23 protein-coding genes are annotated in these 26357 nt (G+C 29.0%); all 23 read left to right on the forward strand.

The window, feature by feature from the left end; translation table 11 throughout:
• Positions 1-55 precede the first annotated feature (55 nt).
• Positions 56-418 (forward strand): NADH-quinone oxidoreductase subunit A, encoded by a 363-nt coding sequence (locus LPB137_RS11945; protein ID WP_076088357.1) that lies wholly within the window; start codon positions 56-58, stop codon positions 416-418.
• Positions 409-924 (forward strand): NADH-quinone oxidoreductase subunit B, encoded by a 516-nt coding sequence (locus tag LPB137_RS11950; RefSeq protein ID WP_076088359.1) that lies wholly within the window; start codon positions 409-411, stop codon positions 922-924. The genes LPB137_RS11945 and LPB137_RS11950 overlap by 10 nt, the downstream gene beginning before the upstream one ends.
• Positions 917-2551, forward strand: a complete 1635-nt coding sequence (locus tag LPB137_RS11955; RefSeq protein ID WP_076088361.1) for an NADH-quinone oxidoreductase subunit D — start codon at positions 917-919, stop codon at positions 2549-2551. The genes LPB137_RS11950 and LPB137_RS11955 overlap by 8 nt, the downstream gene beginning before the upstream one ends.
• The gene (locus LPB137_RS11960; RefSeq protein ID WP_076088363.1) at positions 2551-3027 is read left to right on the forward strand and encodes an NADH-quinone oxidoreductase subunit NuoE family protein; all 477 of its coding nucleotides are present in this window, start codon (positions 2551-2553) and stop codon (positions 3025-3027) included. The genes LPB137_RS11955 and LPB137_RS11960 overlap by 1 nt, the downstream gene beginning before the upstream one ends.
• Entirely contained in the window at positions 3027-4274 is a 1248-nt protein-coding gene (gene nuoF / locus LPB137_RS11965; RefSeq protein WP_076088365.1) for an NADH-quinone oxidoreductase subunit NuoF, read from the forward strand. Before LPB137_RS11960 ends, nuoF begins: the two co-directional genes overlap by 1 nt.
• Positions 4275-4298: 24 nt before the next feature.
• Positions 4299-5585, forward strand: coding sequence for a citrate synthase (locus LPB137_RS11970; RefSeq protein ID WP_076088367.1), 1287 nt, complete (start codon positions 4299-4301; stop codon positions 5583-5585).
• A gap of 34 nt (positions 5586-5619) precedes the next feature.
• Positions 5620-7056, forward strand: coding sequence for an NADH-quinone oxidoreductase subunit G (locus LPB137_RS11975; protein WP_076088369.1), 1437 nt, complete (start codon positions 5620-5622; stop codon positions 7054-7056).
• Positions 7053-8333, forward strand: a complete 1281-nt coding sequence (locus LPB137_RS11980; protein WP_076088371.1) for a complex I subunit 1/NuoH family protein — start codon at positions 7053-7055, stop codon at positions 8331-8333. The genes LPB137_RS11975 and LPB137_RS11980 overlap by 4 nt, the downstream gene beginning before the upstream one ends.
• A 1-nt stretch (position 8334) precedes the next feature.
• Positions 8335-8841, forward strand: coding sequence for a NuoI/complex I 23 kDa subunit family protein (locus tag LPB137_RS11985; protein WP_076088373.1), 507 nt, complete (start codon positions 8335-8337; stop codon positions 8839-8841).
• The gene (locus LPB137_RS11990; protein ID WP_076088375.1) at positions 8834-9361 is read left to right on the forward strand and encodes an NADH-quinone oxidoreductase subunit J family protein; all 528 of its coding nucleotides are present in this window, start codon (positions 8834-8836) and stop codon (positions 9359-9361) included. Before LPB137_RS11985 ends, LPB137_RS11990 begins: the two co-directional genes overlap by 8 nt.
• A complete protein-coding gene (nuoK, locus tag LPB137_RS11995; RefSeq protein ID WP_076088377.1) occupies positions 9358-9672 on the forward strand; it encodes an NADH-quinone oxidoreductase subunit NuoK in 315 nt (104 codons plus the stop codon). The genes LPB137_RS11990 and nuoK overlap by 4 nt, the downstream gene beginning before the upstream one ends.
• The gene (gene nuoL / locus LPB137_RS12000) at positions 9669-11555 is read left to right on the forward strand and encodes an NADH-quinone oxidoreductase subunit L (RefSeq protein ID WP_076088379.1); all 1887 of its coding nucleotides are present in this window, start codon (positions 9669-9671) and stop codon (positions 11553-11555) included. The genes nuoK and nuoL overlap by 4 nt, the downstream gene beginning before the upstream one ends.
• Before the next feature lies 1 nt (position 11556).
• A complete protein-coding gene (locus LPB137_RS12005) occupies positions 11557-13044 on the forward strand; it encodes a complex I subunit 4 family protein (protein ID WP_076088381.1) in 1488 nt (495 codons plus the stop codon).
• Positions 13041-14561, forward strand: coding sequence for an NADH-quinone oxidoreductase subunit N (locus tag LPB137_RS12010; protein WP_076088383.1), 1521 nt, complete (start codon positions 13041-13043; stop codon positions 14559-14561). Before LPB137_RS12005 ends, LPB137_RS12010 begins: the two co-directional genes overlap by 4 nt.
• A gap of 223 nt (positions 14562-14784) precedes the next feature.
• Positions 14785-15585, forward strand: a complete 801-nt coding sequence (locus tag LPB137_RS12015) for a fumarate reductase cytochrome b subunit (RefSeq protein WP_076088385.1) — start codon at positions 14785-14787, stop codon at positions 15583-15585.
• Positions 15585-17570: a fumarate reductase flavoprotein subunit gene (locus tag LPB137_RS12020; RefSeq protein ID WP_076088387.1), complete on the forward strand. Its 1986-nt coding sequence runs from the start codon at positions 15585-15587 to the stop codon at positions 17568-17570. Before LPB137_RS12015 ends, LPB137_RS12020 begins: the two co-directional genes overlap by 1 nt.
• Positions 17570-18304, forward strand: a complete 735-nt coding sequence (locus LPB137_RS12025; protein ID WP_076088389.1) for a fumarate reductase iron-sulfur subunit — start codon at positions 17570-17572, stop codon at positions 18302-18304. Before LPB137_RS12020 ends, LPB137_RS12025 begins: the two co-directional genes overlap by 1 nt.
• 97 nt (positions 18305-18401) lie before the next feature.
• Positions 18402-20750, forward strand: coding sequence for a dynamin family protein (locus LPB137_RS12030; RefSeq protein ID WP_076088391.1), 2349 nt, complete (start codon positions 18402-18404; stop codon positions 20748-20750).
• Positions 20750-22783 (forward strand): dynamin family protein, encoded by a 2034-nt coding sequence (locus tag LPB137_RS12035; RefSeq protein ID WP_076088393.1) that lies wholly within the window; start codon positions 20750-20752, stop codon positions 22781-22783. Before LPB137_RS12030 ends, LPB137_RS12035 begins: the two co-directional genes overlap by 1 nt.
• Positions 22784-23956 carry a hypothetical protein gene (locus tag LPB137_RS12040; RefSeq protein ID WP_076088395.1) on the forward strand — a complete coding sequence of 391 codons (1173 nt, stop codon included), beginning with the start codon at positions 22784-22786 and terminating at the stop codon, positions 23954-23956.
• A 10-nt stretch (positions 23957-23966) separates the two neighbouring features.
• Positions 23967-24365, forward strand: a complete 399-nt coding sequence (locus tag LPB137_RS12045; protein ID WP_076088397.1) for a hypothetical protein — start codon at positions 23967-23969, stop codon at positions 24363-24365.
• Positions 24355-25836 (forward strand): HAMP domain-containing sensor histidine kinase, encoded by a 1482-nt coding sequence (locus tag LPB137_RS12050; RefSeq protein WP_076088399.1) that lies wholly within the window; start codon positions 24355-24357, stop codon positions 25834-25836. Before LPB137_RS12045 ends, LPB137_RS12050 begins: the two co-directional genes overlap by 11 nt.
• A gap of 14 nt (positions 25837-25850) precedes the next feature.
• The gene (locus LPB137_RS12055; RefSeq protein ID WP_076088401.1) at positions 25851-26342 is read left to right on the forward strand and encodes a YgjP-like metallopeptidase domain-containing protein; all 492 of its coding nucleotides are present in this window, start codon (positions 25851-25853) and stop codon (positions 26340-26342) included.
• Positions 26343-26357: the final 15 nt, after the last annotated feature.

Raw genomic sequence — 26357 nt, forward strand, 5'->3', positions numbered from 1 at the left:
CAGAAGTGTAAAATTAGTGTACACTAGAAAACGAAATTAAAAAATAGGATATGAAATGTCAACAGAACTGATTCTTGCCTCTGTTATTTTTGTTACAATTGGTTTCATTTTAGTGGCTGTTTTTGTACTTACTCGGTATATAGGTCCAAAAGACGAAGAAGCACAAATGAAAAACACAGTATACGAAAGTGGTGTTTCAAACCCAGTAGGAAATACTAATATAAGATTCTCTATCAAGTTTTACTTAGTAGCAATTTTATTTGTTCTGTTTGATGTGGAAATAATTTTCATGTTCCCTTGGGCTGTAAATATTAAAGAACTAGGATATTTAGGACTTTTTGAAATGTTTATGTTTATGGGACTATTATTTTCAGGACTAATTTATATCTATAAGAAAAAGGCATTATCATGGGATTAGGAGCTGAAGCTGGTTTAGGCGATTCTATTGTAACTACAAAACTTGATCATGCGATTAACTGGGGTAGATCATACTCTTTATGGCCAATGGTTTTTGGAACGGCATGTTGTGGTATTGAATTTATGAGTGTTGCAGGTGCTAAATATGACCTTTCAAGATTTGGTGCAGAAGTTGTAAGATTTTCTCCAAGACAAGCAGATTTATTAATAGTTGCTGGAACTATTTCATATAAACAAGCTCCTATTTTAAAGAAAATATATGAGCAAATGTGTGAACCTAAATGGGTTATTTCAATGGGTGCATGTGCATGTTCTGGTGGATTTTATGATAACTATACGACTTTACAAGGAATTGATCAAATAATCCCTGTAGATGAATATGTAGCAGGTTGTCCACCAAGACCTGAAGCTGTGTTAGATGCAATTATGAGAATTCAAGAAAAAGCAAATGACGAATCACTATTAAAAGATAGAGTTAAACCTTTCAAAGGATTTCTAGATGCTTAAGTGTGATATGCTAGTTGATTCTACACAAATCAAAGAAACGATATTAAAATTAAAAAATGAAGAAAATTATAATATTCTTTTAGATGTAACAATTGTAGATTATTTAAAATATCCTGATGTTACACCATCACGATTTGCAGTTGTTTATATTCTAAGAGACAAAACATTCAAAAAACAAATATCTGTCAAATCTTATATAGATGATGCAACTTTAACTGTTGATTCTTTAACTTCACTTTACAAATCAGCAAACTGGGCTGAAAGAGAAGCTTATGACCAATACGGAATAAACTTCAATGGTCATCCAAATTTAAAAAGACTTTTAAATCATCATCAATTTGTAGGACATCCTCTAAGAAAAGATTATGAAATTACAAAAGGTCAAATCTGTACTGAAACTGAAGATTTAATGGATGAAATGGATCCATTATTAGTTCAAAAAGGTTACACTCCTGAAGAAATAAATGATTTAATGCTTTTAAATGTTGGTCCTTCTCACCCTGCTTCTCATGGTACTATTAGAAACTTTGTAGCAATGGAAGGTGAAACAATTAGTGCTTGTGTAACTGAAATTGGATACTTACACAGAGGTTTTGAAAAATCTTGTGAGAACCATACTTACTCACAAGTAATTCCTTATACTGATAGATTAAACTATTGTAGCGCTATTTTAAATAACATTGGTTATTCAAAAGCTGTTGAAGAAATGTTAAAAATTGATATCACTCAAAGAGCTAAATCAATTAGAGTAATAATTGGAGAGTTAAGTAGAATCATTGATCATCTTGTTTGTAATGCAGCAAATATGGTTGATTTAGGTGGTCTTACTAATTTCTGGTATTTATTTGCTCCACGTGATACTGCTTATGATTTATTATCAAAACTAACAGGTGCAAGACTTACTAATACCTATACAAGAATTGGTGGTTTAGAGTTTGATTTATATGATGGTTTTGCTGATGATTTAGAAAATGTATTAAAAGAAGTAGAAAAAGCATGCTCTGATGCTTTAAGTTTAATTGCTCATAATAAAATATTCCATGATAGAACACAAGATGTAGGTGTAATTGAATCTGATTTTGCATTAAGTGCAGGAATTTCAGGAGTAAATTTAAGAGCAACTGGAATTCCACATGATTTAAGAAAAGATAAGCCTTACTATGGTTATGAAAACTATGACTTTGATATAGTTGTAGGTTCTCATGGTGATGTTTATGACAGAATGATGTGTAGATTTGAAGAAATGGTTCAAAGTACAAAAATCATTAGACAAGCTATGAAAGAACTACCAGATGGTCCTATAAATGTTGATGCACCTGGTGTTTTACTTCCATCTAAAAAAGATGTTTATGGAAATATTGAAGGCTTGATGAATCAATTTAAACTTACATTTGAAGGAATAAAAGTACCAAAAGGTGAATATTATTCTTCAACTGAAGCTGGAAATGGTGAACTTGGATTCTTTATTGTGAGTGATGGAGATGGGAAACCATATAAAGTAAAATGTAGACCTCCATGTTTTTATTCACTTGGAGCATATTCTAATATAGTTGAAGGTGGAATGCTTGCGGATGCTGTTGTTACAATGGCAAGTATGAACTTTATTGCTGGGGAGTTTGATAGATAATGAAAACATTTGTATTTACAGAAGAAAACGAAAAAAAATATCAAGAACAATTAAAAAAATATCCTAATTCAGATGCTATGATGTTACCTTGTTTATGGCTAGTTCAAGAGCAAGAAAACTGGATATCTCCAGAAGCTATGATATTTGTTGCAAATAAATTAAAGAAAACTCCTATTCAAGTATATGAAGTTGCTACTTTCTATACTATGTTTAATTTAAAACCAATTGGTACTTATCATATTGAAGTTTGTAAAACATTATCTTGCATGTTAATGGGTGCAAATGATTTAATCAAATTTATGAAAGATACAGTTGGAATTGAACCTGGGCAAACAAGTGAAGATGGTAAGTTTCATTTAAGTGCAGTTGAGTGTTTAGGTGCTTGCGGTGGAGCTCCTATGTTTGCATTTAATGGAGAATATAAAGAAAACCAAAGTGTAGAATCCTTAAAAAAATTAATTGAGGAGAGTAAATAATGGTAGTTAAAGTAGTAAGCAAAAAATTTGATATTCCAAACTATCATAAACTAGAAGTTGCACAACAAAATGGTGCATACTCTTCAATAGAAAAACTTTTCACAATGACTCCTGATGATGTAACAACTGAGGTTGTTAACTCAGGATTAAGAGGAAAAGGTGGAGGAGGAGCTGCTTGTGGTCCAAAATGGCAACTTATGCCAAAAAATGATCCAAGACCTGCGTATTTGATTGTAAATGGTGATGAATCAGAACCTGGAACTTTTAAAGATAGACAAATTTTTCAATATGATCCTCATCTTTTAATTGAAGGTATTATTTGTTCTTCATATGCAATTAATGCACATCATGCTTATATCTATATAAGAGGTGAATATAAATTCTTTAGTGATAGAGTTGATGAAGCAATACAAGAAGCTTATGCAGCAGGAATAATTGGTGATAGTGTTATGGGCCATGATTATAAAATGGAAATAACAGTTCACCGAGGAGCTGGTGCATATATTTGTGGTGAGAAATCAGCACTAATTGAATCACTTGAAGGAAAACGAGGACATCCAAGACTTAAACCGCATCAAAAAGAGTGTGAATGGTTCTTTGATAATCCTGCAACTGTAAACAATGTAGAAACAATTGCAACAGTTCCTTTTATTATTGAAAATGGTTATGAAGCTTATACAGCTTATGGAACTGAGAAATCACCTGGAACAATGTTATTTGCAATGAGTGGGGCTGTTAAAAACCCAGGAGTTTATGAATTAGCATTTGGAAACAAAATGATTGACTTCTTAAATGAAGTTGGTGGTGGTATGAAAGAAGGTAAAAAGTTAAAAGCAATTATTCCAGGAGGTTCATCTTGTCCAATTTTAACAGCTGATGAAGTACAAAAAGCTGTATTAGATTATGAATCTATGTGGGATATTGGTTCAACTTTAGGTACTGGAGGAATGATTGTAATAGATGAAGACATGTGTATGGTTGAAGCTGCTAAAAACTTAATAGAGTTTTACCATCATGAATCATGTGGACAATGTACACCTTGTAGAGAAGGTTGTGGTTGGATTGATGATGTCTTAGCGAAAATTCTAGCAGGTGATGGTTCAAAAAAAGATATAGATACTATTCTTGATGTATGTGTATCTTTAAATGGTAAAACAATTTGTGTATTTGCACCAGCGGTTAAAGATATTATCCAAAGCATGGTACAAAAATTCCCAGAAGAATTCGAAGCATATTTTAAAAAATAAATTTTATATTAGGAGAAACAAATAATGGCAAAAAATACATTTACTTTAACAGATAATAGAAACGGGAATTCATACGAATATAACGTAATTGACGGGACTAGAGGACCAAGTGTTGTTGATATTTCAACTTTTTATAAAGATTCAGGAATGTTCACTTATGACCCAGGTTATACTTCAACTGCATCTTGTGATTCAAAAATCACTTTTATTGATGGTGAAAATTCAGAATTAAGATATAGAGGTTATGATATCGGTGACTTAGCTGGTAAAAAATCTTTCTTAGATGTTTGTTACTTATTAATGAGAGGTGAATTACCAGGAAAAGAAGCTTCAGAAAATTTTGATTTAGAAATTAGACATAGATCATTTTTAAATGAAGGATTAATTAGAATTTTTGATGCATTACCAGATGGAGCACATCCAATGGCAACTATGGGTGCTGCTACTATGGCACTTGCAGCATTTTATAAAGATCACTTAAATTTAGAAGATGACAAACAATTTAAAATAATGAGAAGAAGAATTGTTGCAAAAATGCCAACAATTGCAGCTATGGCATATAGAAATTCAATTGGTACTCCACTAATTTACCCAGATGTAAATAGATACTTCACTGAAAACTTCTTATATATGTTAAGAGCATATCCAGGTGGAACTATGAAAAGACTTCCAGATGGTACTAATGAAGAAATTAAACAAATTGAAGTTGATGCTCTTGATGCTATCTTCACTTTACATGCAGATCATGAACAAAATGCATCAACTACAACTGTAAGAAATGTTGGTTCTACTGAAGCACATCCATATGTTGCTATTTCTTCAGGTATTGCTGCTTTATGGGGTTCTGCTCATGGTGGTGCAAATGAAAAAGTAATGGATCAATTAAAAATGATTGGTGATATTAAAAATGTTCCTTCATTTATTGCTAAAGCAAAAGATAGAAATGATCCATTTAGATTAATGGGATTCGGACATAGAGTTTATAAGAATAGAGATCCAAGAGCTGAATGTTTAAAAGGTTTACAAGATCAATTAAAAGAAGCATTAAACTTAGATTCAAAACTATTAGATATTGCTGCTGCTGTTGAAGAAGCTGCTTTAAATGATGATTATTTCAAAGATAGAGGTTTATACCCAAATATCGATTTCTATTCTGGTGTAATCTTAACTGCTCTTAAAATTCCAGTTGAAATGTTTACTCCTATTTTTGTTATTGGTAGAACTCCAGGTTGGATTGCACAATGGTCAGAATTAAAACAAGATCCTAAGAGTAAAATTGCAAGACCTAGACAATTATATACAGGTAACTAGAAATAATTAAATTGAAGTGTAAGGGGTAAATTAAATGAGTGAAATGGTAGAATTAACAGTCAATGGCGCACAAATGGAAGCTTCTAAAGGAAGTTTGTTAATTGATAAATTATTGGATGAAAATATCCATATTCCTCATTTTTGTTACCACCAAGCTTTAGGTAAAGATGGTAACTGTAGAATGTGTATGGTAGAAATTGAAGGTCAAAAAAGACCTCAGATTGCCTGCGATACACCAATCAAAGAAGGAATGATTGTAAGAACTAAGGGTGAAAATATCGAGAAAGTTAGACGAGATATTTTAGAACTTGAACTTATAAACCACCCAATTGATTGTCCTACCTGTGATCAAGCTGGAGAGTGTAAATTACAAGATTACTATATGGAATCTGGTTTTTATGACTCAAGAGTAAATACAGATACGAAAGTTAATGCAAGAAAAAGAGTTGATTTAGGCTCTAATGTAATGCTTGACCAAGAAAGATGTGTACTTTGTACTAGATGTGTGAGATTCTGCTCTGATATTACAAAGACTAATGAATTAGGTGTAATAAATAGAGCTAATCATTCTGTAATTGGAACTTTTCCAGGACAAGAATTAAGTAATCCATATGCTATGAATGTTATTGATATTTGTCCAGTTGGAGCTTTAACAAACAAAGATTTTAGATTTAAACAAAGAGTTTGGTTTTTAGAAACTTTTGATGCAATTTGTAATGGTTGTTCAAAAGGCTGTAATATTTATGTTGATCATAGAAAAGAAAAATATAAAGATGACCAAATATTTAGATTTAGACCAAGAAGAAATGATGCTGTAAATGGATTCTTTATGTGTGATGAAGGAAGACTGTCATACGAAAATGAAGCTAATAATAGATTTACAACACCTTTATTAAATAATGCTCAAACTGAAATAAGTAACACAATTACAAATATGTTTAAAGAATTAACAACTCAAAAAAATATTTTATTTGTATTAAGTCCAAATCTTTCTTTAGAAGAAATGCAAAATGTAAATAATCTAGCAAATAAATTAAATGCAAATGTTTCAGGATACTCTCCTGATACATTTGATGAAGAGTTTAAAGATGATTATTTAAAAACAAATGATAAAACTTCTAATAGAGCTTCATTTAAACAATTAGAAATAAATGAAGAACAATCTTTCTTTGATGAAAAAATCAAAGATGCAACGCTTGTAATTACAATTGATAATAAATATTTTGATGATAATTTAGAATTACTAAAGAATAAAAAAGTAATTTCATTATTTTCACATCATTGTTTAACAATTGGCTCTTCTGATATTGCAATTCCAATTGCTTCATTTTATGAAAAATCAGGAACATATATTAATGTAAATGGAACAAAACAAAAAGTAATCTCAAAAATGAATAAAGATAATCCAATGGAAACAATTACAAGTGTAATTGAACATTTAAAATCTATGATTGAAAAAGGAACTCTATGAGTAGTGCAATTGTAATAGCTGTAAACATAGCACTAGCTGCTTTTTTAGCAGTTGGTCTTACTCCTGTTTTCGTTTGGTGGGAAAGACGTGTATCTGGTTTCATGCAAGATAGAACTGGTCCAAATAGATGTGGAATTGGTCCAATTAGACTTGGTGGATTAATTCAAAGTTTTGCAGATATGTTAAAACTTGTATTTAAAGAAGACTTTACACCTTCACATATAAAGTACAAATTCTTCTTTACAATTGCACCTGTAATTGTATTTTTCTGTTCTTTTCTTACTTTTGCAACTATTCCTTTTGCTGATAACCTTGTAATTGATGGTCATTCGTTTATTATGTCAGCAATTCCAAATGAACTTGGAATCATGTGGTTCTTAGCCTTTGCTGGTTTATCTATTTATGGAATCATTTTAGGTGGTTATTCATCAAATAGTAAATATGGACTTTTAGGTTCAATTAGAGCAGCAGCGCAAGTAATTTCTTATGAAGCAGCAATGGCCTTAGCAATTATATCGATGCTTTTATCTTATGGTTCTATTCACTTAACTGATATTGTAAATGCACAAGCAGGAACATTTTTTGGAGTTATTCCAATGTGGGGAATATTTATTCAACCAATTGCAGCAATTATTTTTATAGTTTGTTGTTTTGCTGAAACAAATAGAGCTCCTTTTGATATAGCAGAAGGTGAATCTGAAATTGTTGCAGGTTATCATACTGAATATTCAGCTATGAGATTTGGTCTTTTCCAAGTTGGTGAATATGCTGCTATGAGTGCAAGTGCCGCAATTATTGTTACACTTGTATTTGGTGGTTATCAAATTCCATGGCTAGATACAGCAGCTGTTCAAAATAACTTAGATTATATTATGATGGCAATGATTGTTATTTTACCTATTAAAGCATATTTTATTACAGCTTGGATGAAAAAGAATAATAAATCAAAAGATGTAAATGATAAATCAAGAGATACTGAAACAAAAATTTTATCTATTGCATTTTGGGTTTTATCGCTAGGCGTTGCTGTTTTATTAGCAATATTCTTAGTACTAGGACTTGGAGAAAATGGTGTAAATATTGCAACAGCTGTATTACAAATAGGAACATTTTTAGTTAAATTCTTTATGATGGCTTTTGTATTCATTTGGATTAGATGGACAGTATTAAGATTTAGATATGACCAATTACAAATGCTAGGTTGGAAAGTATTATTGCCATTAGCACTTTTAAATATAGTAGTAACTGCAACATTTATTGTAGTTCAAGGGAGTTAAAATGGGAATTAAAGTAGTACCAAGATACGGTAAATCATTTAAGGATAAATTATATCTTCCTGCAATTTTTGGAGGAATGAAAACAACTTTTTCACACTTTACAAAAAACTTTAAAGATGTTGAGCAGTTAAAAACAATGCAATATCCAGAAGTTCAACCAACAGATTTAAATGAAAGATATAGAGGTGTTCACAGACTTACAAAATGGGAAGATGAAACAGAAAAATGTGTTGCGTGTTATATGTGTGCAACTGCATGTCCTGCTGATTGTATTTTTATTGAAGCTGAAGAGCGATTTGATGAGCATGATGAAAAAAGACCTAAAGAGTTTAAAATTGATTTACTTGAATGTGTTTTTTGTGGTTATTGTGTGGAAGCTTGTCCTTGTGATGCAATTAGAATGGATACTGGAATTTTTTCATTTACAGCAAGTTCAAGAGAAGAGTTTGTTCTAGATAAAAAAGCACTAATGGCAAATGACAGATCAAAGGATTTAAGTGATGATTGATGTAATATTTATAGCACTTGCTTTTCTAGCAATTTCAGGTGCCATTGCTATGATTGTATATGCAAATCCTATGTATTCTGCACTTGGTGTTTTAATTTCAATGCTTAGTGTTGCTGGAATGTTTGCGCTTTTAAATGCAACATTTTTATTTTTAGTTCAAATCATTGTTTATGCAGGTGCAATTATGACTTTGATTTTATTCATCTTAATGTTTTTAAACATTAAAGAAGAAGACTTACCAAAAGAGCCTAAGAAATTTAAACTAATAGCACTTGGTGCTGTTATTATGATTCCTTTAAATGTATTAATTTTAAAAGCAGTTTCAAAACTACCTGCAAAAGATTTTTCAATTTCAAGTAGTGATTTTGGTGATATAAAACCAATTGGACTTCAATTATATAATAACTGGTTATTAGCTTTTGAGTTAATTTCTATCTTACTTTTAGTAGCACTAATTGGTGCAGTTGTACTTGCTAAAAAAAGAAAGTCAAAAATAAATAATGAAGGAGAGCAATCATGATTTCATTAACATCTTATGCATTTGTTGCAATGATGCTTTTTTCTATTGGGGCAATTGGTGTAATTTCAAGAAGAAATATTTTTGTAATTTATATGTCAATTGAAATGATGTTAAATGGAGTTAACTTATTTTTAGTTACATTTGCTAGATATCATTTTAATATGGATCCTCAAGTAATTACAGTTATGGTAATTGCTATTGCTGCTGCAGAGGCTGCAATTTTCCTTTCAGTTATTATTCTTTTATATAGATCAAGAAAATCTCTTGATACTGATATTTTCAATACTTTAAAACAAGGAGAGAGAACATGAGTACAAACTTACTAGTTTGGATTATCTTAGCTCCTTTACTTGGAGCTATTTTAAATGCAGGATTTTACTTCTATCATATAAAAAAAGAAAAAGTATCTGATTTAGTTTTTTCAATTATTGGAACAGGAACACCACTTATTTCTTTTTTAATTACACTTTCTTTATTTTTAAGAATGAACGAAGAAAATATTATATTCAAGCAAGATTTATTTACTTGGGTTAGTATTGATAAACTTCATATAGGAATGTCACTTTTAGGTGATAACCTATCAATTTTTATGTCTATGTTTGTTACTTTTGTTGGTTGGTTAATTCATATTTATGCAATTGGTTATATGAAAGGCGATAAGGGTTTTGGTAAGTTTTTTGCATACTTTAACTTATTCTTAGCATCAATGTTAATTTTAGTATTAGCAGATAATCCAATTATTCTTTTCATTGGTTGGGAAGGGGTTGGAGTTTGTTCATACCTTTTAATTAAATTCTATTATGGAAAAGCTGAAAATGTAATCGCTGCAAATAAAGCTTTTATTGCAAATAGAGTTGGAGATTTTGGTTTCTTACTTGGTGTTGTAACACTATTTTTTGCTCTAGGAGAAGTTGATTTATCATTTGCTTCAATTGAAGCAAATATGGCAAATGCAAGTAGTGAACTTTTAGTGCTTTCTGGAATTTTACTATTTATTGGAGCTATGGGTAAATCTGCGCAAATTCCATTATATGTTTGGCTTCCAGATGCAATGGCAGGTCCTACTCCAATTTCAGCGTTAATTCATGCTGCAACTATGGTAACAGCTGGTGTATATATGGTTGCAAGATTTCATTTCCTTTATTCAGGAATGGAAGATATAGGATTGTTTATTGCATATATTGGTGCATTTTCAGCTCTTTTTGCTGCAATTATTGCAACGAAACAAACTGATATTAAAAAAATCCTTGCTTACTCAACTATGAGTCAATTAGGTTATATGTTTATAGCTGTTGGTCTTGGTTTTTATTCAACTGGATTATTTCACGTGTTTACACATGCCTTTTTCAAAGCAATGTTATTTATGGGTGCAGGTGGAGTTATAATAGCTGTTCATCATGAACAAAATATTTTTAAAATCGCACAACATAGAGCAACATTACCAATTATTGGATTTACTTTCTTAGTTGGTGTTATAGCAATTTCTGGAATACCTCCATTTTCTGGATTCTTTTCAAAAGATGCAATCTTAGCAGCAGCTTTCCAAGAAGGTCAATATTTAATATGGCTTATTGCAATGTTTACAGCATTCTTAACTGCATTTTATATGTTTAGATTATATTTTATTGTTTTCGTTGCACCTTCGCAACATAAAGAAAAATATGAATATACATCAAAAACAATTACCTTCCCTCTTGTATTATTAGCAATTGGAGCAATTGGGGCAGGATTCTTAAACTTCCCTGCAATATTTGGAGGAGAACATCAAGTTGATACTTGGTTAGCTCAGCTAAATTCAAAAACTATTCATATGTCACATACAACTGAATATATACTAATGGTATTATCAATTATAGTAGCAGCTGCTGGTATAAAAGTTGCTCATAGTAAATATGCAAACTTTGATGTATCAAAACCTGAAGAAGAAACAGGACTAATTGGAAATAAATTCTATATTGATGAACTATATGACAGATTATTTGTACAATCAAGTAAAAAACTATCAGTATTTATTGATAAAGTTTTAGATGATAAAATTATTGATGGCTTTATAATGAAATCTTCAATAAATTTTGTTAATTTAGGGAAGAAAGTTTCGATGATTCAAAATGCAAATGTAAGATTTTACGCTGCAACAATGCTTGTTGGAATGACTTGCATATTTATTTATTTATATATTAAGTTAGGATTATAGTATGAGCTCAGATATACTTTCATTTATCATATTTTTACCTGCAATTGTAGCATTTGGTTTAATGCTAACAACTAGGGATGTTAATACAATTAGAAATATTGCATTTCTTACAACTACTGTTATTTTAGCTCTTGTACTTAAAATTTATATAGAGTTTGAACCAAGTGCTGGAATGCAGTTTGTAACAAACTCAACTTGGATTGAATCTTATGGAATTAACTATTATGTTGGATTAGATGGTTTTTCTTTAACAATTTTAATGATGATTGCTATCTTAATTCCTACTTCTTATCTTTTATTATGGGAAGGAAGAACAAAAGGATATTGGATAAATATGCTTTTAGTTCAAACAGGAGTTACAGGAACACTATTATCTTTAGATGTTGTTTTATTTTACTTCTTCTGGGAAGTAATGCTTTTACCGGTATTTTTAATGATAGGTTCTTATGGATTTGGAGATAAAATATTTACAACAATAAAAGTAACTGTTTATACAATGGTTGGTTCTTTATTAATGTTTATTGCTATCTTATATTTAGGTGTTGCTTATCATTCAGAATTTGGAGTATGGTCGTTTGCTTATAATGATTTAATGAAAATTACAACTATAGAATACTCAACAAAAGTATGGTTATTCTTAGCATTCCTTGCAGCATTTGCTATTAAAATTCCTATTTTTCCATTACATACATGGATTATGGAAACATATAAAAATGCACCTACGGGAGCTGTATTTTTACTTTCTTCTATTATGGCAAAACTTGGTGTTTATGCAATTGTTCGATTTATGATTCCTATTTTTCCAGAAATTTATATTGAGTTTTCAGTATATTTTGTAGCTATTGGATTATTTGGACTTGTGTATTTTGGAATTGCTGCGCTTATGCAAGATGATATAAAAAGAATGTTTGCTTATTCATCTGCATCTCACTTAAGTTTTATTGCTGCTGGTATTTTTTCATTAAACGAATATGGAATTAATGGAGCTTTATATTTAATAATAGCTCATGCAATAGCAACTGGAGCACTTTTCTTACTTATAGGTTTAATTCATGAAGAAACTGGATTTAAAACAATAAAAGATTTAGGTGGAATTGCTAAACAAGCACCAATTTTAACTTTTATATTTGCAATTATGTTATTTGCAAATATCGGATTACCAGGTACTAATGGTTTTGTATCTGAATTATTAATCATTTTTGGTATTTATGAATTTAATCATACTTTAGGATATATATCTGCAGTTACAGTAATCATTGGTGCTTCATATATGTTATGGATGTTCCAAAGAGCTATTTTAGAAGATAGAAAAGAAGGAGCTCCTGCTTTAAAAATGAGAGACCTTAAAATAAAAGAAATCATTGGACTTGCTCCTTGGGTTGTTTTAGTATTTTTAATGGGTATTTATCCTGATATCTTTATTGATAAATTTGAACCTACAGTTACTCACTACTTAAGTGATATCTTACATATTGGAGCAGCAAAATGAGTGAATTTATCTATTTAATTCCAGCAATTACTGTATTAATTGGAGCACTTACTCTAATGTTTATGAGTATGTATGAAAAATATTCTGTTAAAAGCTTCATTACTGTTTCTACATTATTTTTAGTTATTGCTCTAGGGTTCTCATTATTAAGATTTACGGAGTCTTATTCTGTTCAGCCTTTCAATGAATTATTAAATAATGTACTAATCTTTGATACTTTTTCAAACTTCTTTGATATTTTATTAATTCTTGGAACGATTTTAACACTTTTAATTGGTGAGCATTATTTCCAACATAGATCATATTTTAAAGGTGAGTTTTTCTCAATTTTATTATTTGCTTTATTTGGAATGATGCTATTAGGTCATACTAATGAACTTGTAACTGCATATATTGCATTAGAAATTGCATCATTTTCTGTTTATATTATGGTTGGTGTTAATACGGAAGACTCAAAAAGAGTTGAAGCTATATTTAAATACTTAGTTTTAGGTGCTTTTATTGGAGCATTTTACTTACTAGGAACTGTATTAGTTTACGGAGCAACTGCAACTACAAACTTAAGTGAATTAGGTGCATATATAACATCACATTCTGGTGATGATATGATTTTAGTGTATATTGGATTAACATTAATTTTATTTACATTCCTTTTCAAAATTGCAGCTTTCCCATTCCAATCATGGGTTTTAGATGTATATAGAGGTGCACCAATGGTGATTACTGCTTATATGGCATCTACTTTTAAAATTGCAATTTTCTCATTTTTCTTAAGAGCAATACTTCAAGACATTGCTCCTATTATTGATTTTTGGGATGGTATTATTTCTGTAATTATAGTTTTAACTTTAGTATTTGGTACATGGTTAGCAGTTACACAAACAATTATAAAAAGAATGCTTGCGGCTTCATCTATTGTTCATACAGGATATTTATTATTAGCATTCATAGCTCTTTCATATAAAGATGGAGAAATTTTAAATATTGATTCTGCATATGCTACAATGTTTTACTTAATTGCCTATCTTTTATCAGCACTAGGAGCTTTTGGATTAGCTTCGCATATTATTTCTGAAACAAATGTTAGAGTTACTTATGATGACTTTAAAGGTTTAGCTCATGAACGACCTTTTTTAGCTGCTATGATGACAATCTTTTTATTCTCTCTTGCTGGAATTCCTTCAACAATTGGATTTATAGGTAAGTTTTATGTATTTACTGAAGCTATTCACGCTGGATATATTGGTCTTACAACACTAGCTGTAATTGCTACAATTGTTTCAGTTTACTACTACTTTAAATTAATTGCAGTAATGTATTTCTACCCTGCACCACTTACTTGTAGTATTGAAGGATTTAATGATAAAAGAGTTTCAACTTATGCTATTGCATTTGTTGCAATTTTAACAATATTAGGTGGAGTTGGATCTGCAATTGTATTCTTTATTCCAGTTTTAAATATTGATTCAATAATTACATTAAGTCAAACTGCAGTTCAATCATTATTTATAAAATAGAGTGTGTTAATACGTAACATATAAAAATATTTAAGACTTCTTAAAGAAAACAAAAAACTCTATGGAATGAAAGCCCTTTAAATGGGCTTTCTTTTTCTACACAAATGCTACTTTTTACACAAATGTACATTTTTAGTACAGACAAATACAACGATATTGAAGCACTTCTTTGCTATTATTATGCTATTAAAAAATAAAATTAAATCACTGGAAAGGATTGAATATGAGTAACCTAATAGAAGGCTATTTAGGTAAAACTGTTGAGGGGAAGAAAAGTAGATTACCTGCTAAACTTGATTATTTACAAAGTGTTACAGGTGGATTTTTAGCACTTTTCATGTGGGCACATATGTTACTAGTATCTTCAATATTAATTTCTGAAGACTTTATGTACACAATTACAAAACTTTTAGAAGCAAGTTTTATTATTGATGGAGGAAGCCCATTATTAGTAAGTATTACTGCTTTTGTAATTTTTGTAATTTTTATTGCTCATGCTGGATTAGGAATGAGAAAATTACCTGGAAACTTTAAACAATACCAAGTAATGAAAGCACATGCAAAGCATATGCAACATGATGATACAAAACTATGGTTTACACAAGCGGGAACTGGTTTTACTATGTTCTTCTTAGGTTCTGTACACCTTTATATCATTATGACAAATTCAGATGCAATTGGTCCATATGCAAGTGCTGATAGAATTTGGTCTGAGTGGATGTGGCCATTATATATTTTATTATTAATTGCTGTTGAATTACATGGAACAATTGGTCTTTACAGATTATGTGTTAAATGGGGATGGTTTGATGGAGAAAATCCAAAAGCTACAAGAATTGCCCTTAAAAAAGTTAAATGGGGACTAACTGTGTTCTTCCTAGCATTAGGTTTTGCTTCTTTAGCAGCTTATATGAAAATTGGTATGGAACAAGTAGAGAGAAATAATGTTGGTAACAAATTTGTACCAACTGCAAAAATTATGGAATATAAAATTCCGAATAAAATTATTGGAGGAATCGCATAATGAAAATTAATTACTGTGATGCATTAGTAATTGGTGGAGGACTTGCAGGTTTAAGAGCTGCAGTTGCTGCACAAAAAAAGGATTTAAGTACTGTTGTATTGTCACTTGTTCCTGTTAAAAGATCTCATAGTGCTGCTGCACAAGGTGGTATGCAAGCATCTTTAGGTAACTCTAAAATGTCTGATGGAGATAATGAAGATTTACACTTTGCTGATACTGTAAAAGGATCTGACTGGGGATGTGATCAAGAAGTTGCAAGAATGTTTGTACATACTGCTCCAAAAGCAATTAGAGAATTAGCTGGATGGGGTGTTCCTTGGACTAGAGTTAGAGAAGGTTCAAGAGAAGCTGTAATTAATGCTAAAAAAACAACAATTACTGAAGATGCTGATAGACATGGTTTAATTATGTCAAGAGACTTTGGTGGTACTAAAAAATGGAGAACATGTTACACTGCTGATGCAACTGGACATACTATGTTATTTGGTGTTGCTAATGAAGCACTAAAACATGATGTTGATATTAGAGATAGAAAAGAAGCACTTTCATTAATCCATGAAAACGAAAGATGTTATGGAGCAATTGTAAGAGATTTAATTACAGGTGAATTAGAAGCTTACGTTGCTAAGGGAACATGTATTGCTACTGGTGGATACGGAAGAGTATTTAAGCAAACTACTAATGCTGTAATTTGTGAAGGTATCGGTGCTGCTATTGCACTTGAAACTGGAGTTGCTACTTTAGGAAATATGGAAGCAGTTCAATTTCACCCAACACCAATTGTACCATCAGGGATTTTATTAACTGAAGGATGTCGTGGTGATGGTGGAATCTTAAGAGACGTTGATGGTCACAGATTCATGCCAGATTACGAGCCAGAGAAAAAAGAACTTGCTTCAAGAGATGTTGTTTCTAGAAGAATGATTGAACATATTAGAAATGGTAAAGGTGTTCCTTCTCCATATGGTGATCACATTTGGTTAGATATTTCTATTCTTGGTAGAGAGCATATTGAAAAGAACTTAAGAGATGTTCAAGAAATCTGTCAAATCTTTAATGGTATTGATCCAGCAGATGAAGGTAAAAAAGGATGGGCTCCAGTTTTACCAATGCAACATTACTCAATGGGTGGAATTAGAACTAAACCAACAGGTGAATCTCAAAAATTAAATGGATTATTTGTTTGTGGTGAAGCATCTTGTTGGGATATGCATGGATTCAATAGACTTGGAGGAAACTCAGTTTCTGAAACAGTTGTTGCTGGTATGATTGTTGGTAATTATTTTGCTGATTATTGTATTGCAAATGATGTTGTGATTGGAACAAAAACTGTTCAATCTTTCCTTGACGCTCAAGATACTTATCTTGATGAAATTTTAGCTTACGAAGGTAATGAAGATATTTTTAGAATTAAAAATAGAATGCAAAACCTAATGGATGAAAAAGTTGGAATTTTTAGAGATGGTAAAGGACTTTCTGAAGCTGTTGATGAATTAGAAGACTTACTTAAAAAGACTAAACAAATTAATGTTAAATCTAAAGAAAGAGTTGGTAATCCAGAATTAGAAGAAGCATATAGAGTTCCAAGAATGTTAAAAGTTGCACTTTGTGTTGCTAAAGGTGGAAGAGAAAGAACTGAATCAAGAGGTGCTCACTATAGAGAAGATTTCTTAAAAAGAGATGATGCTAATTGGTTAAATAGAACACTTACTTCATGGCCAAACCCAAGTGATACTCAACCAACTATCACTTATGAAGAATTAGATATTATGACAATGGAAATGCCTCCAGCATTCAGAGGTTATGGTGCTAAAGGTATGATTATTGAAAATGAATTATCAGAAAAAAGACAAGCGCAAGTAGATGAAACAGTTGAAAAAATGCAAGCTGAAGGTAAAGATAGACATGAAATTCAACATGAATTAATGCCATTTGATTTACCAATGAACTACAGAGAGAAAAATGAAAGAGCAGGAGACTTATAATGAGTATTGAAAAAGGTAGAGATATAACAATATCAGTTCTTAAATTTAATCCAAGATCTAAGGTTTCAAAACCTCATTTCGTGGATTACCATTTAGAAGAAACTCCAGGAATGACTTTGTTCATTGCTTTAATGAAAATTAGAGAAGAGTATGATCCAGATTTATCATTTGACTTTGTATGTCGTGCGGGAATTTGTGGTTCTTGTGGAATGGTAGTAAACGGTAAACCTGCACTTGCTTGTAGAACACTAATTGCAAACTACCCAACTGGTGTATTACAATTAATGCCTATGCCAGCGTTCGAGCTTATCAAAGATTTATCAGTTAATACTGGTAAATGGATGGATGCAATGTCAAAAAGAGTTGAATCTTGGATTGTTGATAATGGCGAAGAAAACGATATTACTAAAATGGAAGAAAGAGTTGATCCAGATGTAGCTGATGCAACTTTTGAATTAGACAGATGTATTGAATGTGGTATTTGTGTTGCTTCTTGTGGTACAAAACTTATGAGACCAGATTTTGTTGGACCTGTTGGACTTAATAGAGTTGCAAGATTTGAAGTAGATCCTCATGATAAAAGAACTGCTGAAGACTTCTATGAGTTAATTGGTGATGATGATGGAATCTTTGGTTGTATGTCTTTACTTGCATGTGAAGATCATTGTCCAAAACACTTACCATTACAAAATAAAATTGCTTATTTAAGAAGAAAATTAGTAGCACTAAGATAATTATAAAAGGGATAAATCCCTTTTATAATTTAATTCAAGTATAAAAAGTTAAGTATCAAATTTTGATATTTAACTTTTTGTATTTTAGGGAGATTTAATGAGCTTAGCTAACGACTATTTTTTACTTTACCACGGTATTACATTTGAACAAAATTTAGATGTTGAACCAATTGAAACAAATATTGATGATCAAACATATTCTATTTATGCTTTAATTTTAAGTGCTACAAGAAAAGATTATGAAAAATATATTCCACTAAACTCTTTTATTACTTTATGTAAACAGCTTAATATTAAAACACCTTCAAATATTAGTGAATTAAATCACTTACAACATAATATTGTTGAGAGTATAAAAGTTAATAAATCAAAGAAAAATATTGATACTTTACATGATTCATTTGAATATCTTAAAAGTAATTCTATTTTGAATCATGAAAATTATGACAAATTAGTTTCTTTATTCGATTACCAAGAATTAAATATAAATGAAGAAGAAATAGAAGAAATATCTACACCAATTATTGAAAATAAATCTTCATTTAAAGATTTAAAAAGTCTATTAGAAAATATCATTATTGAATTAAAAACAAATGCCTCAAATGAAGAAATTAAAAATGAACTTAATGAAGTTGATTCATACTTAAATAACCAAAAATTCTCAATTGGAATTACAGGTGTTATGAATGCTGGTAAATCTACAATGTTAAATGCTTTAATGGGAAAAGAAATATTAGGAAGTGCAGTTGTACCTGAAACAGCAAACTTAACAATAGTAAAACATAATGAAACTGAGAAAGCAAAAGTTTTTTATTGGAATCAAGCTGAATGGGATAGAATAGAAAAATCAGCAACACAACTTGAATCTATGAGAGCTTATGTAAATGAGACAAAAGAGATTTTTGGCGATACATTAAGCTCTTATGTAAAAAAAGAATCTAGATTTGATGAAGTTGATATAAATGATTTATCTTCATATACATCAGCTGAAGCTGAAGGTAAAAAATGTAACTTAGTTAAATATGTAGAATTAGGTTCTAACCTTGATTTTTTAAGAGATGGTATTGAAATTGTTGATACTCCAGGACTTGATGATCCTGTTATTCAAAGAGAAGAAATCACAAAAGAGTATGTATCTGCTTGTGATATGATGTTACATTTAATGAATGTATCTCAAAGTGCAACTCTAAAAGATGTTGAATTTATTATTGATGCACTTTTATATCAAAATATTTCCAAACTTTTAGTTGTAATTACAAGAGCGGATACTGTTTCGAAAGAACAACTTGAAGAAGTAATTGAATATACAAAAACGTCAATCAAAAGACAACTAAAAGCACAAAATAAAGACTCACAACTTGACTATATTTTAAAAACAATAAAATTCATACCAATTTCAGGGAAAATGGCATTACTACATAGAACAGGAAGAGAACAAGAAGCACTAGATGCAGGATTTAGTATTGAAGATACAGGAATTCTTGAAATTGAAGAATATTTAAATGAAACGCTATTTGGTTCAAACTCACAAAAAGGTGAGCTAATTATCCAATCTGGAAAATCACAAATTCTTAAAACTATAGAAAAAGAAAATCTGAGTTTAAATTATGAGTTACAACTCTTATCAAAATCTAAAGATGAATTAGAGAATGAACTTGATATGTTTAACAAGAAAAAAGCAGTAAATGGAAGAATGTTTACAGCTATGAGTGAAGATATTACTTATTATAAAAATGATGCAAATAGTTATATAGAATCTCTTGAGACTTTTCTAGAGAGTGAATTAATAGATTTACAAACAGTAATCAAACAAAGAGTTATTTCTGATGTTAGATATTCATTTGAGAAAACGAAAAAAAGACCAGAAAATTCTAGAATTAAAGTAATAGTAGAAACAGCAATAAAAGACGGAATAATTGATGTAATTAGAGATTATAGATATAAATTTATTAAAAAATCTCAAACAATTGGTGAACAATGTGAACAAAAATATCATGACTTTGGTTTTTCAATTGGACATAAAAATGATAACTTTGATGCAAGAGGTTTCTTTCAAGATGATTTTAAAGCAGGTTTCTTAACATCAAGTAATGAAGTACTTATTTCACAAATTGTTAATGCTGTATCAGTATCAAAAGCCAACAAGTTAAATGAATTAGATAGAGAGATTGAAGGATTTATTAAAAGTGAATTTTCAAGTATTGAAACAGATATAAAAGCAAAAGCAAAAAAAGTATCAAAAGTATTAATTGAATCTTTCTTTGAAACTTTAAATGCACCATTAAAAACAGTTGAACAAAAAATGATTAATGATGAAAAAATCATTCAAAATCAAATAGCTTCATTTGAAAATAATGATGAAAATAGAGCTGCCTTATCAATAGAAATACACAAAAAAATCAAAAAACTTAATGCAACAAGTAATAATATTAAAGGACTTAACTAATGAGTGCAAATATCAAAATATTAGAAAGTTTTATTAATGAATATAAAGAAGCTTATACTGAAAAAGAAATAGTTTATGAAAATACTCTTGTTGGTGATATTAAAAAAATTCAAGATAAATTACTTGATGAAAAGTTTTTACCTTCATCTCAATTAGTAAATATCTTAAATAAGCAAATAAGACGTGCAAGATTTCCAATGGAAGTTGCAATTACTGGACAATTTTCAGCAGGTAAATCAACTTTTCTAAATGCCCTACTTTCAAGAAATATCCTTCCAACAGGAATTACTCCTGTTACATCTAAAGTAAACTTTATAAATTATGGAGAAGAGTATAAATTAAAAATTACTTACTATTCTGGAGCTCAAGAATACGCTCCTATTGAAGCGATTTCTGATTTTACAGATCAAAGACAAGATGAAATGAAAGATATCAAATATCTTACATTATATGCACCTATGGATATTTTAAAAGAAATATCATTTGTAGATACTCCAGGACTTAATTCTCAATCCCAAGGTGATACAGATACAACAAGAAGTGTATTAAGAGATGTAGGTGGAATTATATGGCTGACACTTATTGATAATGCAGGGAAATTATCTGAAGCAGAAGTATTAGAAGAGTATATGGAACACTTTAAGGAAAAATCTTTATGTGTATTAAACCAAAAAGATAAGTTCACGCCTGAACAAGTTGAAACTACGACAAAATATGTATCAGAAAAATTTGGTAAATATTTTTCTCAAGTAACACCAATTTCAGCCAAAATGGCACTTGATTCAAGACAGTTACAAAAATCTGTTTTAATTGAGAATTCTGTAGATTCAATTTTAAAAGAATTCAAAAAAGATTTAAATGAAAATATGGATGATAATTCACTTGAATTCTTCAAAAGCAAATATGATAATTTTCAAAAAAATATAAAAGAAATTAAACAAAAAGATGTTTCTTCAAACTTAAAGCTATTAGAAGAATCAAATATTCAAGATGTTTTAGACTTCATAGAAAATACTATTAGACCACAAGCAGAAGAATCAAAAGAGTATGCAATTAAAAAAGATTTAAAAGGTGTTTGTGATATTCTAGAAAAAGAATACCAAACTATTATTGGTGTTTATGATGCACTTGAAGAAGTATTAAAATCATGTGAAGAACATGTGCTTGAATCATTTAATACTATTCATAAAAAATATTCTCAAGAGCTTTTTACTATTTATAATTCGCTTGAAGCAATTATGGAAAAAATTGCACATGAAACATATAAAAATATTAAAAGAAAAAAATCTCATAGATTTGAAGAATCAAAAGGTTCATTTTTAAAAAGTGATAAAATTCAGAAATTTGAATATGAAACATTCTGGATTGACTCTGATAATGTATATAAAAGCTTATTTTATGATGACCAAACAATTGATAAAATGTTTAAAAGGTCAATAAAATTACTTAAAAACATTGAAATAGATACAGTTGAAGCCTTTAGAGTTGTATATAGACATATTCATTCTGAAGTTGAGAAATGGCAAGAACCTTATGAGCTTATAAAAAAACACAGAGAGATTGCTTCAGATACTGAGTTTTCAAATACAAGACACTTTGCAGCAAAAGTTTATGAAAATGTTTTAAGAACTTTTTATAGAGCAATTTTGGAAAACATTTCAGCACTTAGAAAAAAGTTTGCTTATTTTAATGGTGCATTATCATATTCATATATCCAAACAACACAAGCAACTATTTCACATTTTGAGCAACAAATTGCAGAATCAGAAGAGTTATTTAAAAAAGAACCTACAAGATTTGCAGTACAACATCCAAGAGAAGATGAAATTCTTACAAAACTAAAAGCAAATTTTGGTTTTGAAAAAATTGAAGACTTTTTAACTTCAAAGAGAAACTATTTATTTAAAATTACTAAATACTCAAAAGAACAATATTTAGAATTAAATGAAGATAGAATTGCTTTTGTAAATTCTAAAAAAGAAGAGTATGTAGATAAAATAGAAGATTTACAAAAGATTAAAGAAGAAATCTAATTGAAAATATTTTTATTTTTAACTTTCTTTGTATTAATAAATCTAAATGCAAATGAAAATAAACTTGATACAAAATTTTTTGGGACCTTAGGTGGAGTTTATAATGACAACAGTGCTTATAAATTCACAAGAGGTGCTCATTCTAATGATGGCTCATCTAATGATTTAAATCTCTATGTAGATAGTATTCTAGGTCTACAATCAACATACAAACTTAACGATAACTTTTCTGTAATAGCACAAGGAATTGTAAATAAAAATGATAAAGGTAATGTAAAAGCAAAAATTAATTCAGCTTACTTAAAATATGATTCAAATGAAAATATAAGCTTTAAAATCGGTCGAATTAAATTGCCTTACTACAAGAATTCTGATAATAATGATATTGGATTCTCAAAGCTTATGATTAGAGAACCTATTTCTGTTTATGGACAAATGCCTCTTGATACATATAATGGAATAGAGTTTATTTATTCTAATATTATAAACAAATATTTTTATACAATTCAAGGAAACTATGGGCAAGAAAAATTTGATGTTCCTATTCAAACAATGGATCAAGTATTTGAAAATGAGTTAAAAGAGATAAAAGCCTTGAACTTTACATTTGGAAATGATGTAATTGAAGCTAGAGCCTCTTATTTGTATGGGAAAATTTCTACAAATAATCAAATATTAGATTCAATATTTTCAAATGTATCAAAAGAATTAGCACAAAAATATGAAATGAAAGATAAAAAAGCACAATATTTCGGTTTAGGAGTATTTGTTGATTACAATAATTTTATTTTCTCAAGTGAGTATGGAAAAAGAAAAGTTGATTCATTTTACTTAGATACTCATGGTTTTTATACAACTTTGGGATATAGATTTGGTTCAATAATTCCATATATCTCTTATGAAAAAGTAATGATGACTAAAGACACTTCGCTGAATACAGGTAATACAATTGCTAACAAACAATTAGATTATTTAGTTGAAATCCAAAATGTTGCACAAAGTTCAAGTACAATAGGATTTAAATATAACATAAATAAAAATTTAGATTTTAAGTTTGAATATCAAAGAGTAAAACCAAAGGGAAATCATGGTGGATTTAACCTAGAAGCAGAAGATCCATATACAAACTCAAATTCAAATATCTATTCTTTTGTAATAGATTTTGTGTTTTAGGAGCTGTTAGATGAAAATATTCACACTTCTATTTATTTTTATATTTACTACTTATCTTCAAGCACAAATCGTACTTGTTACAAATAAGAAATCAGATATAAATCATTTAACAAAAGAATCAATCAAATACTTGTATCTAGCAAAAGTAAGTAAAATTGCAGGAATAAAAATTAAACCCTTGCGTACTAATAATATGATATTACATAAAGAATTCATTAATGAAATCATTGATAAAGATATTCATCAATACAGAAGTTATTGGGCAAGACTTGTATTTACAGGAAGAAAAGCTATTCCACAAAGATTAAATAAAGAAGAAATTAGACAAGCGTTAAAAGAACTAAATACTATTATGTATATTAATAAAAAAGACATGAATACAAATTGGAAGATTATTTATGAGAAATAGTATTAACTTTTTAAGTAACTTTGTTAAATATTATAACTCCTTATCTATTTTAAAAAAATTTCTTATACCTTCATTACTTGGATTTATGTTTTTTTTACTTTTTTATATCTACATATTATCAAATACAACATATATGAAAGAAAAAATTCATGAAATAAATACACAAACAATTCCTTTGTATGAAACTATTTTTGATAATGAATTTTTATTACAAAAAATCTCACATGAGCTTCAAAGTGCAGTTTCTGCAGATGAATTGGAGTTGATTAAAGATACTGAAATTTATGCAAATAAATTTAGAAAAAACCTTGAAAGAATTAAAAAAAGTTCATCAACAAATAAATTAATTCATATTGAAAATGCCTTTAATAACTATTATAAAGAAGCTTCAAATTTAGCAAAAGATATGATTATTAATAAAGATGATTATCTTTATTTACATAAAAAAACACAACTTGTTGTAAATAAATATAATAAACTTTTAGATCTTTTTCAAAAGTCTAGAAAAGAAATAAAAGAAGAAATAAAATTTAATGTAACATCTGTTTATTCAGTTTCAAGTGAAATTTTATTTGGTAGTAGTTTAGCTTTTACATTATGGATGATTTTATCTATTCTAGGACTTTTATATGTTTATAAAGATATGAAATCTAGAATAAAACAAATTGTAGAAGAATCTGAAAATATTGCATCAGGAAAAGCAAATTTTCATAAAAGACTATCTTCAATCTCATCTGATGAATTAGGACTTGTTGTTAATTCTATTAATACATTTATTTCAAAATTAGAAAAGAATCATCATGAATTAGAAGATGCAAGAGATGATATTAAACGGTTTATAGCAGATACAGTTCATCAAATAAGAACTCCTCTTTCTAGTATTTTAATTAATGCAGAAATGATAAGAGATTCACAAAAAGATGATTCTTTAACTGTATTTGTTGATTCAATTGATGCTTCTATTAATATGCTTTCAAACTCTTATGAAGATCTATCATATGTGACATCTTATGATTCAATTCAGTACAAAGCAAATGTACTAAAATTAAGTAATTTAGTAGAAAAAAGAATAGATTTTTTTGGTACTATTTGTAAAATGAATTTAAAAGAAATTGAATCAAATATTGAAAAAAATCTTGAAACTTTTATTAATACTGTTGAATGTGAAAGAATAATTGATAATAATATTGCAAATGCAATAAAATATGCAGATATCGAGAAACCTATTTATATCAATTTATCAAAAGTTGATTCAAGCAATAAAATTATCTTAGAATTTAAAAGTTTCGCAAAAGAGATAAAAGACAAAAACAAAATTTTTGAAAAAAACTATAGAGAAGAAGACTCAAAAAGAGGTCTAGGACTTGGCTTAAATATTGTAAAAAACATCTGCGATAAATATAATATCTTATACAAAGCAAGTTACAATGATAATCAAAATATCTTTACTTATGTTTTTGAAGAAATTTAAAGAAAAGATTATAGATGAAATATTTAGAACACTATCCACAAAATATTCAAGAGCAAATTCAAACGCTTATAAATAAGGGTAAATTAACAGACTACTTAAAAAACAAGTATCCAAAAGAAAATACTTATAAAACAGATAAAGCATTATATTCTTACGTAATGGAATATAAAAATGAATATTTTAAAAAGTATCAACTTTCAAAAGTAATTTATGATGGAAAAATAAATGTTATAAATAATGCATTAGGTTTACATACAATTATTTCAAGAGTTCAAGGTAGTAAGTTAAAATCAAAAAATGAAATACGTGTTGCTTCAATTTTTAAGAATGCACCTATTAAATTTTTGGAAATGATTGTAGTTCATGAATTATCACATTTAAAAGAGAAAGAACATAATAAAGCTTTTTACAATTTATGTACTTTTATTCAAGATGATTATCATCAAATTGAGTTTGATTTGAGAGTTTATTTGTTACATTTAGATTTATATGGAAAACTTTATTAAGCTTTCCATATAAGA

Origin of the sequence: Poseidonibacter parvus, from assembly GCF_001956695.1 — a bacterium.
Classification (GTDB): domain Bacteria; phylum Campylobacterota; class Campylobacteria; order Campylobacterales; family Arcobacteraceae; genus Poseidonibacter; species Poseidonibacter parvus.

Bases quoted from the DNA above. Each gene is read 5' to 3' on its own strand.
- LPB137_RS11970 (WP_076088367.1), top strand. From the start codon at position 4,299: ATGGCAAAAAATACATTTACTTTAACAGATAATAGAAACGGGAATTCA.
- LPB137_RS11975 (WP_076088369.1), top strand. From the start codon at position 5,620: ATGAGTGAAATGGTAGAATTAACAGTCAATGGCGCACAAATGGAAGCT.
- LPB137_RS12045 (WP_076088397.1), top strand. From the start codon at position 23,967: ATGAAAATATTCACACTTCTATTTATTTTTATATTTACTACTTATCTT.
- LPB137_RS11955 (WP_076088361.1), top strand. From the start codon at position 917: ATGCTTAAGTGTGATATGCTAGTTGATTCTACACAAATCAAAGAAACG.
- LPB137_RS12055 (WP_076088401.1), top strand. From the start codon at position 25,851: ATGAAATATTTAGAACACTATCCACAAAATATTCAAGAGCAAATTCAA.
- LPB137_RS12035 (WP_076088393.1), top strand. From the start codon at position 20,750: ATGAGTGCAAATATCAAAATATTAGAAAGTTTTATTAATGAATATAAA.
- LPB137_RS11950 (WP_076088359.1), top strand. From the start codon at position 409: ATGGGATTAGGAGCTGAAGCTGGTTTAGGCGATTCTATTGTAACTACA.
- LPB137_RS11960 (WP_076088363.1), top strand. From the start codon at position 2,551: ATGAAAACATTTGTATTTACAGAAGAAAACGAAAAAAAATATCAAGAA.
- nuoL (WP_076088379.1), top strand. From the start codon at position 9,669: ATGAGTACAAACTTACTAGTTTGGATTATCTTAGCTCCTTTACTTGGA.
- LPB137_RS12050 (WP_076088399.1), top strand. From the start codon at position 24,355: ATGAGAAATAGTATTAACTTTTTAAGTAACTTTGTTAAATATTATAAC.
- LPB137_RS12020 (WP_076088387.1), top strand. From the start codon at position 15,585: ATGAAAATTAATTACTGTGATGCATTAGTAATTGGTGGAGGACTTGCA.
- LPB137_RS11980 (WP_076088371.1), top strand. From the start codon at position 7,053: ATGAGTAGTGCAATTGTAATAGCTGTAAACATAGCACTAGCTGCTTTT.
- LPB137_RS12005 (WP_076088381.1), top strand. From the start codon at position 11,557: ATGAGCTCAGATATACTTTCATTTATCATATTTTTACCTGCAATTGTA.
- LPB137_RS12030 (WP_076088391.1), top strand. From the start codon at position 18,402: ATGAGCTTAGCTAACGACTATTTTTTACTTTACCACGGTATTACATTT.
- LPB137_RS12010 (WP_076088383.1), top strand. From the start codon at position 13,041: ATGAGTGAATTTATCTATTTAATTCCAGCAATTACTGTATTAATTGGA.
- nuoK (WP_076088377.1), top strand. From the start codon at position 9,358: ATGATTTCATTAACATCTTATGCATTTGTTGCAATGATGCTTTTTTCT.
- LPB137_RS11945 (WP_076088357.1), top strand. From the start codon at position 56: ATGTCAACAGAACTGATTCTTGCCTCTGTTATTTTTGTTACAATTGGT.
- LPB137_RS11985 (WP_076088373.1), top strand. From the start codon at position 8,335: ATGGGAATTAAAGTAGTACCAAGATACGGTAAATCATTTAAGGATAAA.
- LPB137_RS11990 (WP_076088375.1), top strand. From the start codon at position 8,834: ATGATTGATGTAATATTTATAGCACTTGCTTTTCTAGCAATTTCAGGT.
- LPB137_RS12015 (WP_076088385.1), top strand. From the start codon at position 14,785: ATGAGTAACCTAATAGAAGGCTATTTAGGTAAAACTGTTGAGGGGAAG.
- nuoF (WP_076088365.1), top strand. From the start codon at position 3,027: ATGGTAGTTAAAGTAGTAAGCAAAAAATTTGATATTCCAAACTATCAT.
- LPB137_RS12025 (WP_076088389.1), top strand. From the start codon at position 17,570: ATGAGTATTGAAAAAGGTAGAGATATAACAATATCAGTTCTTAAATTT.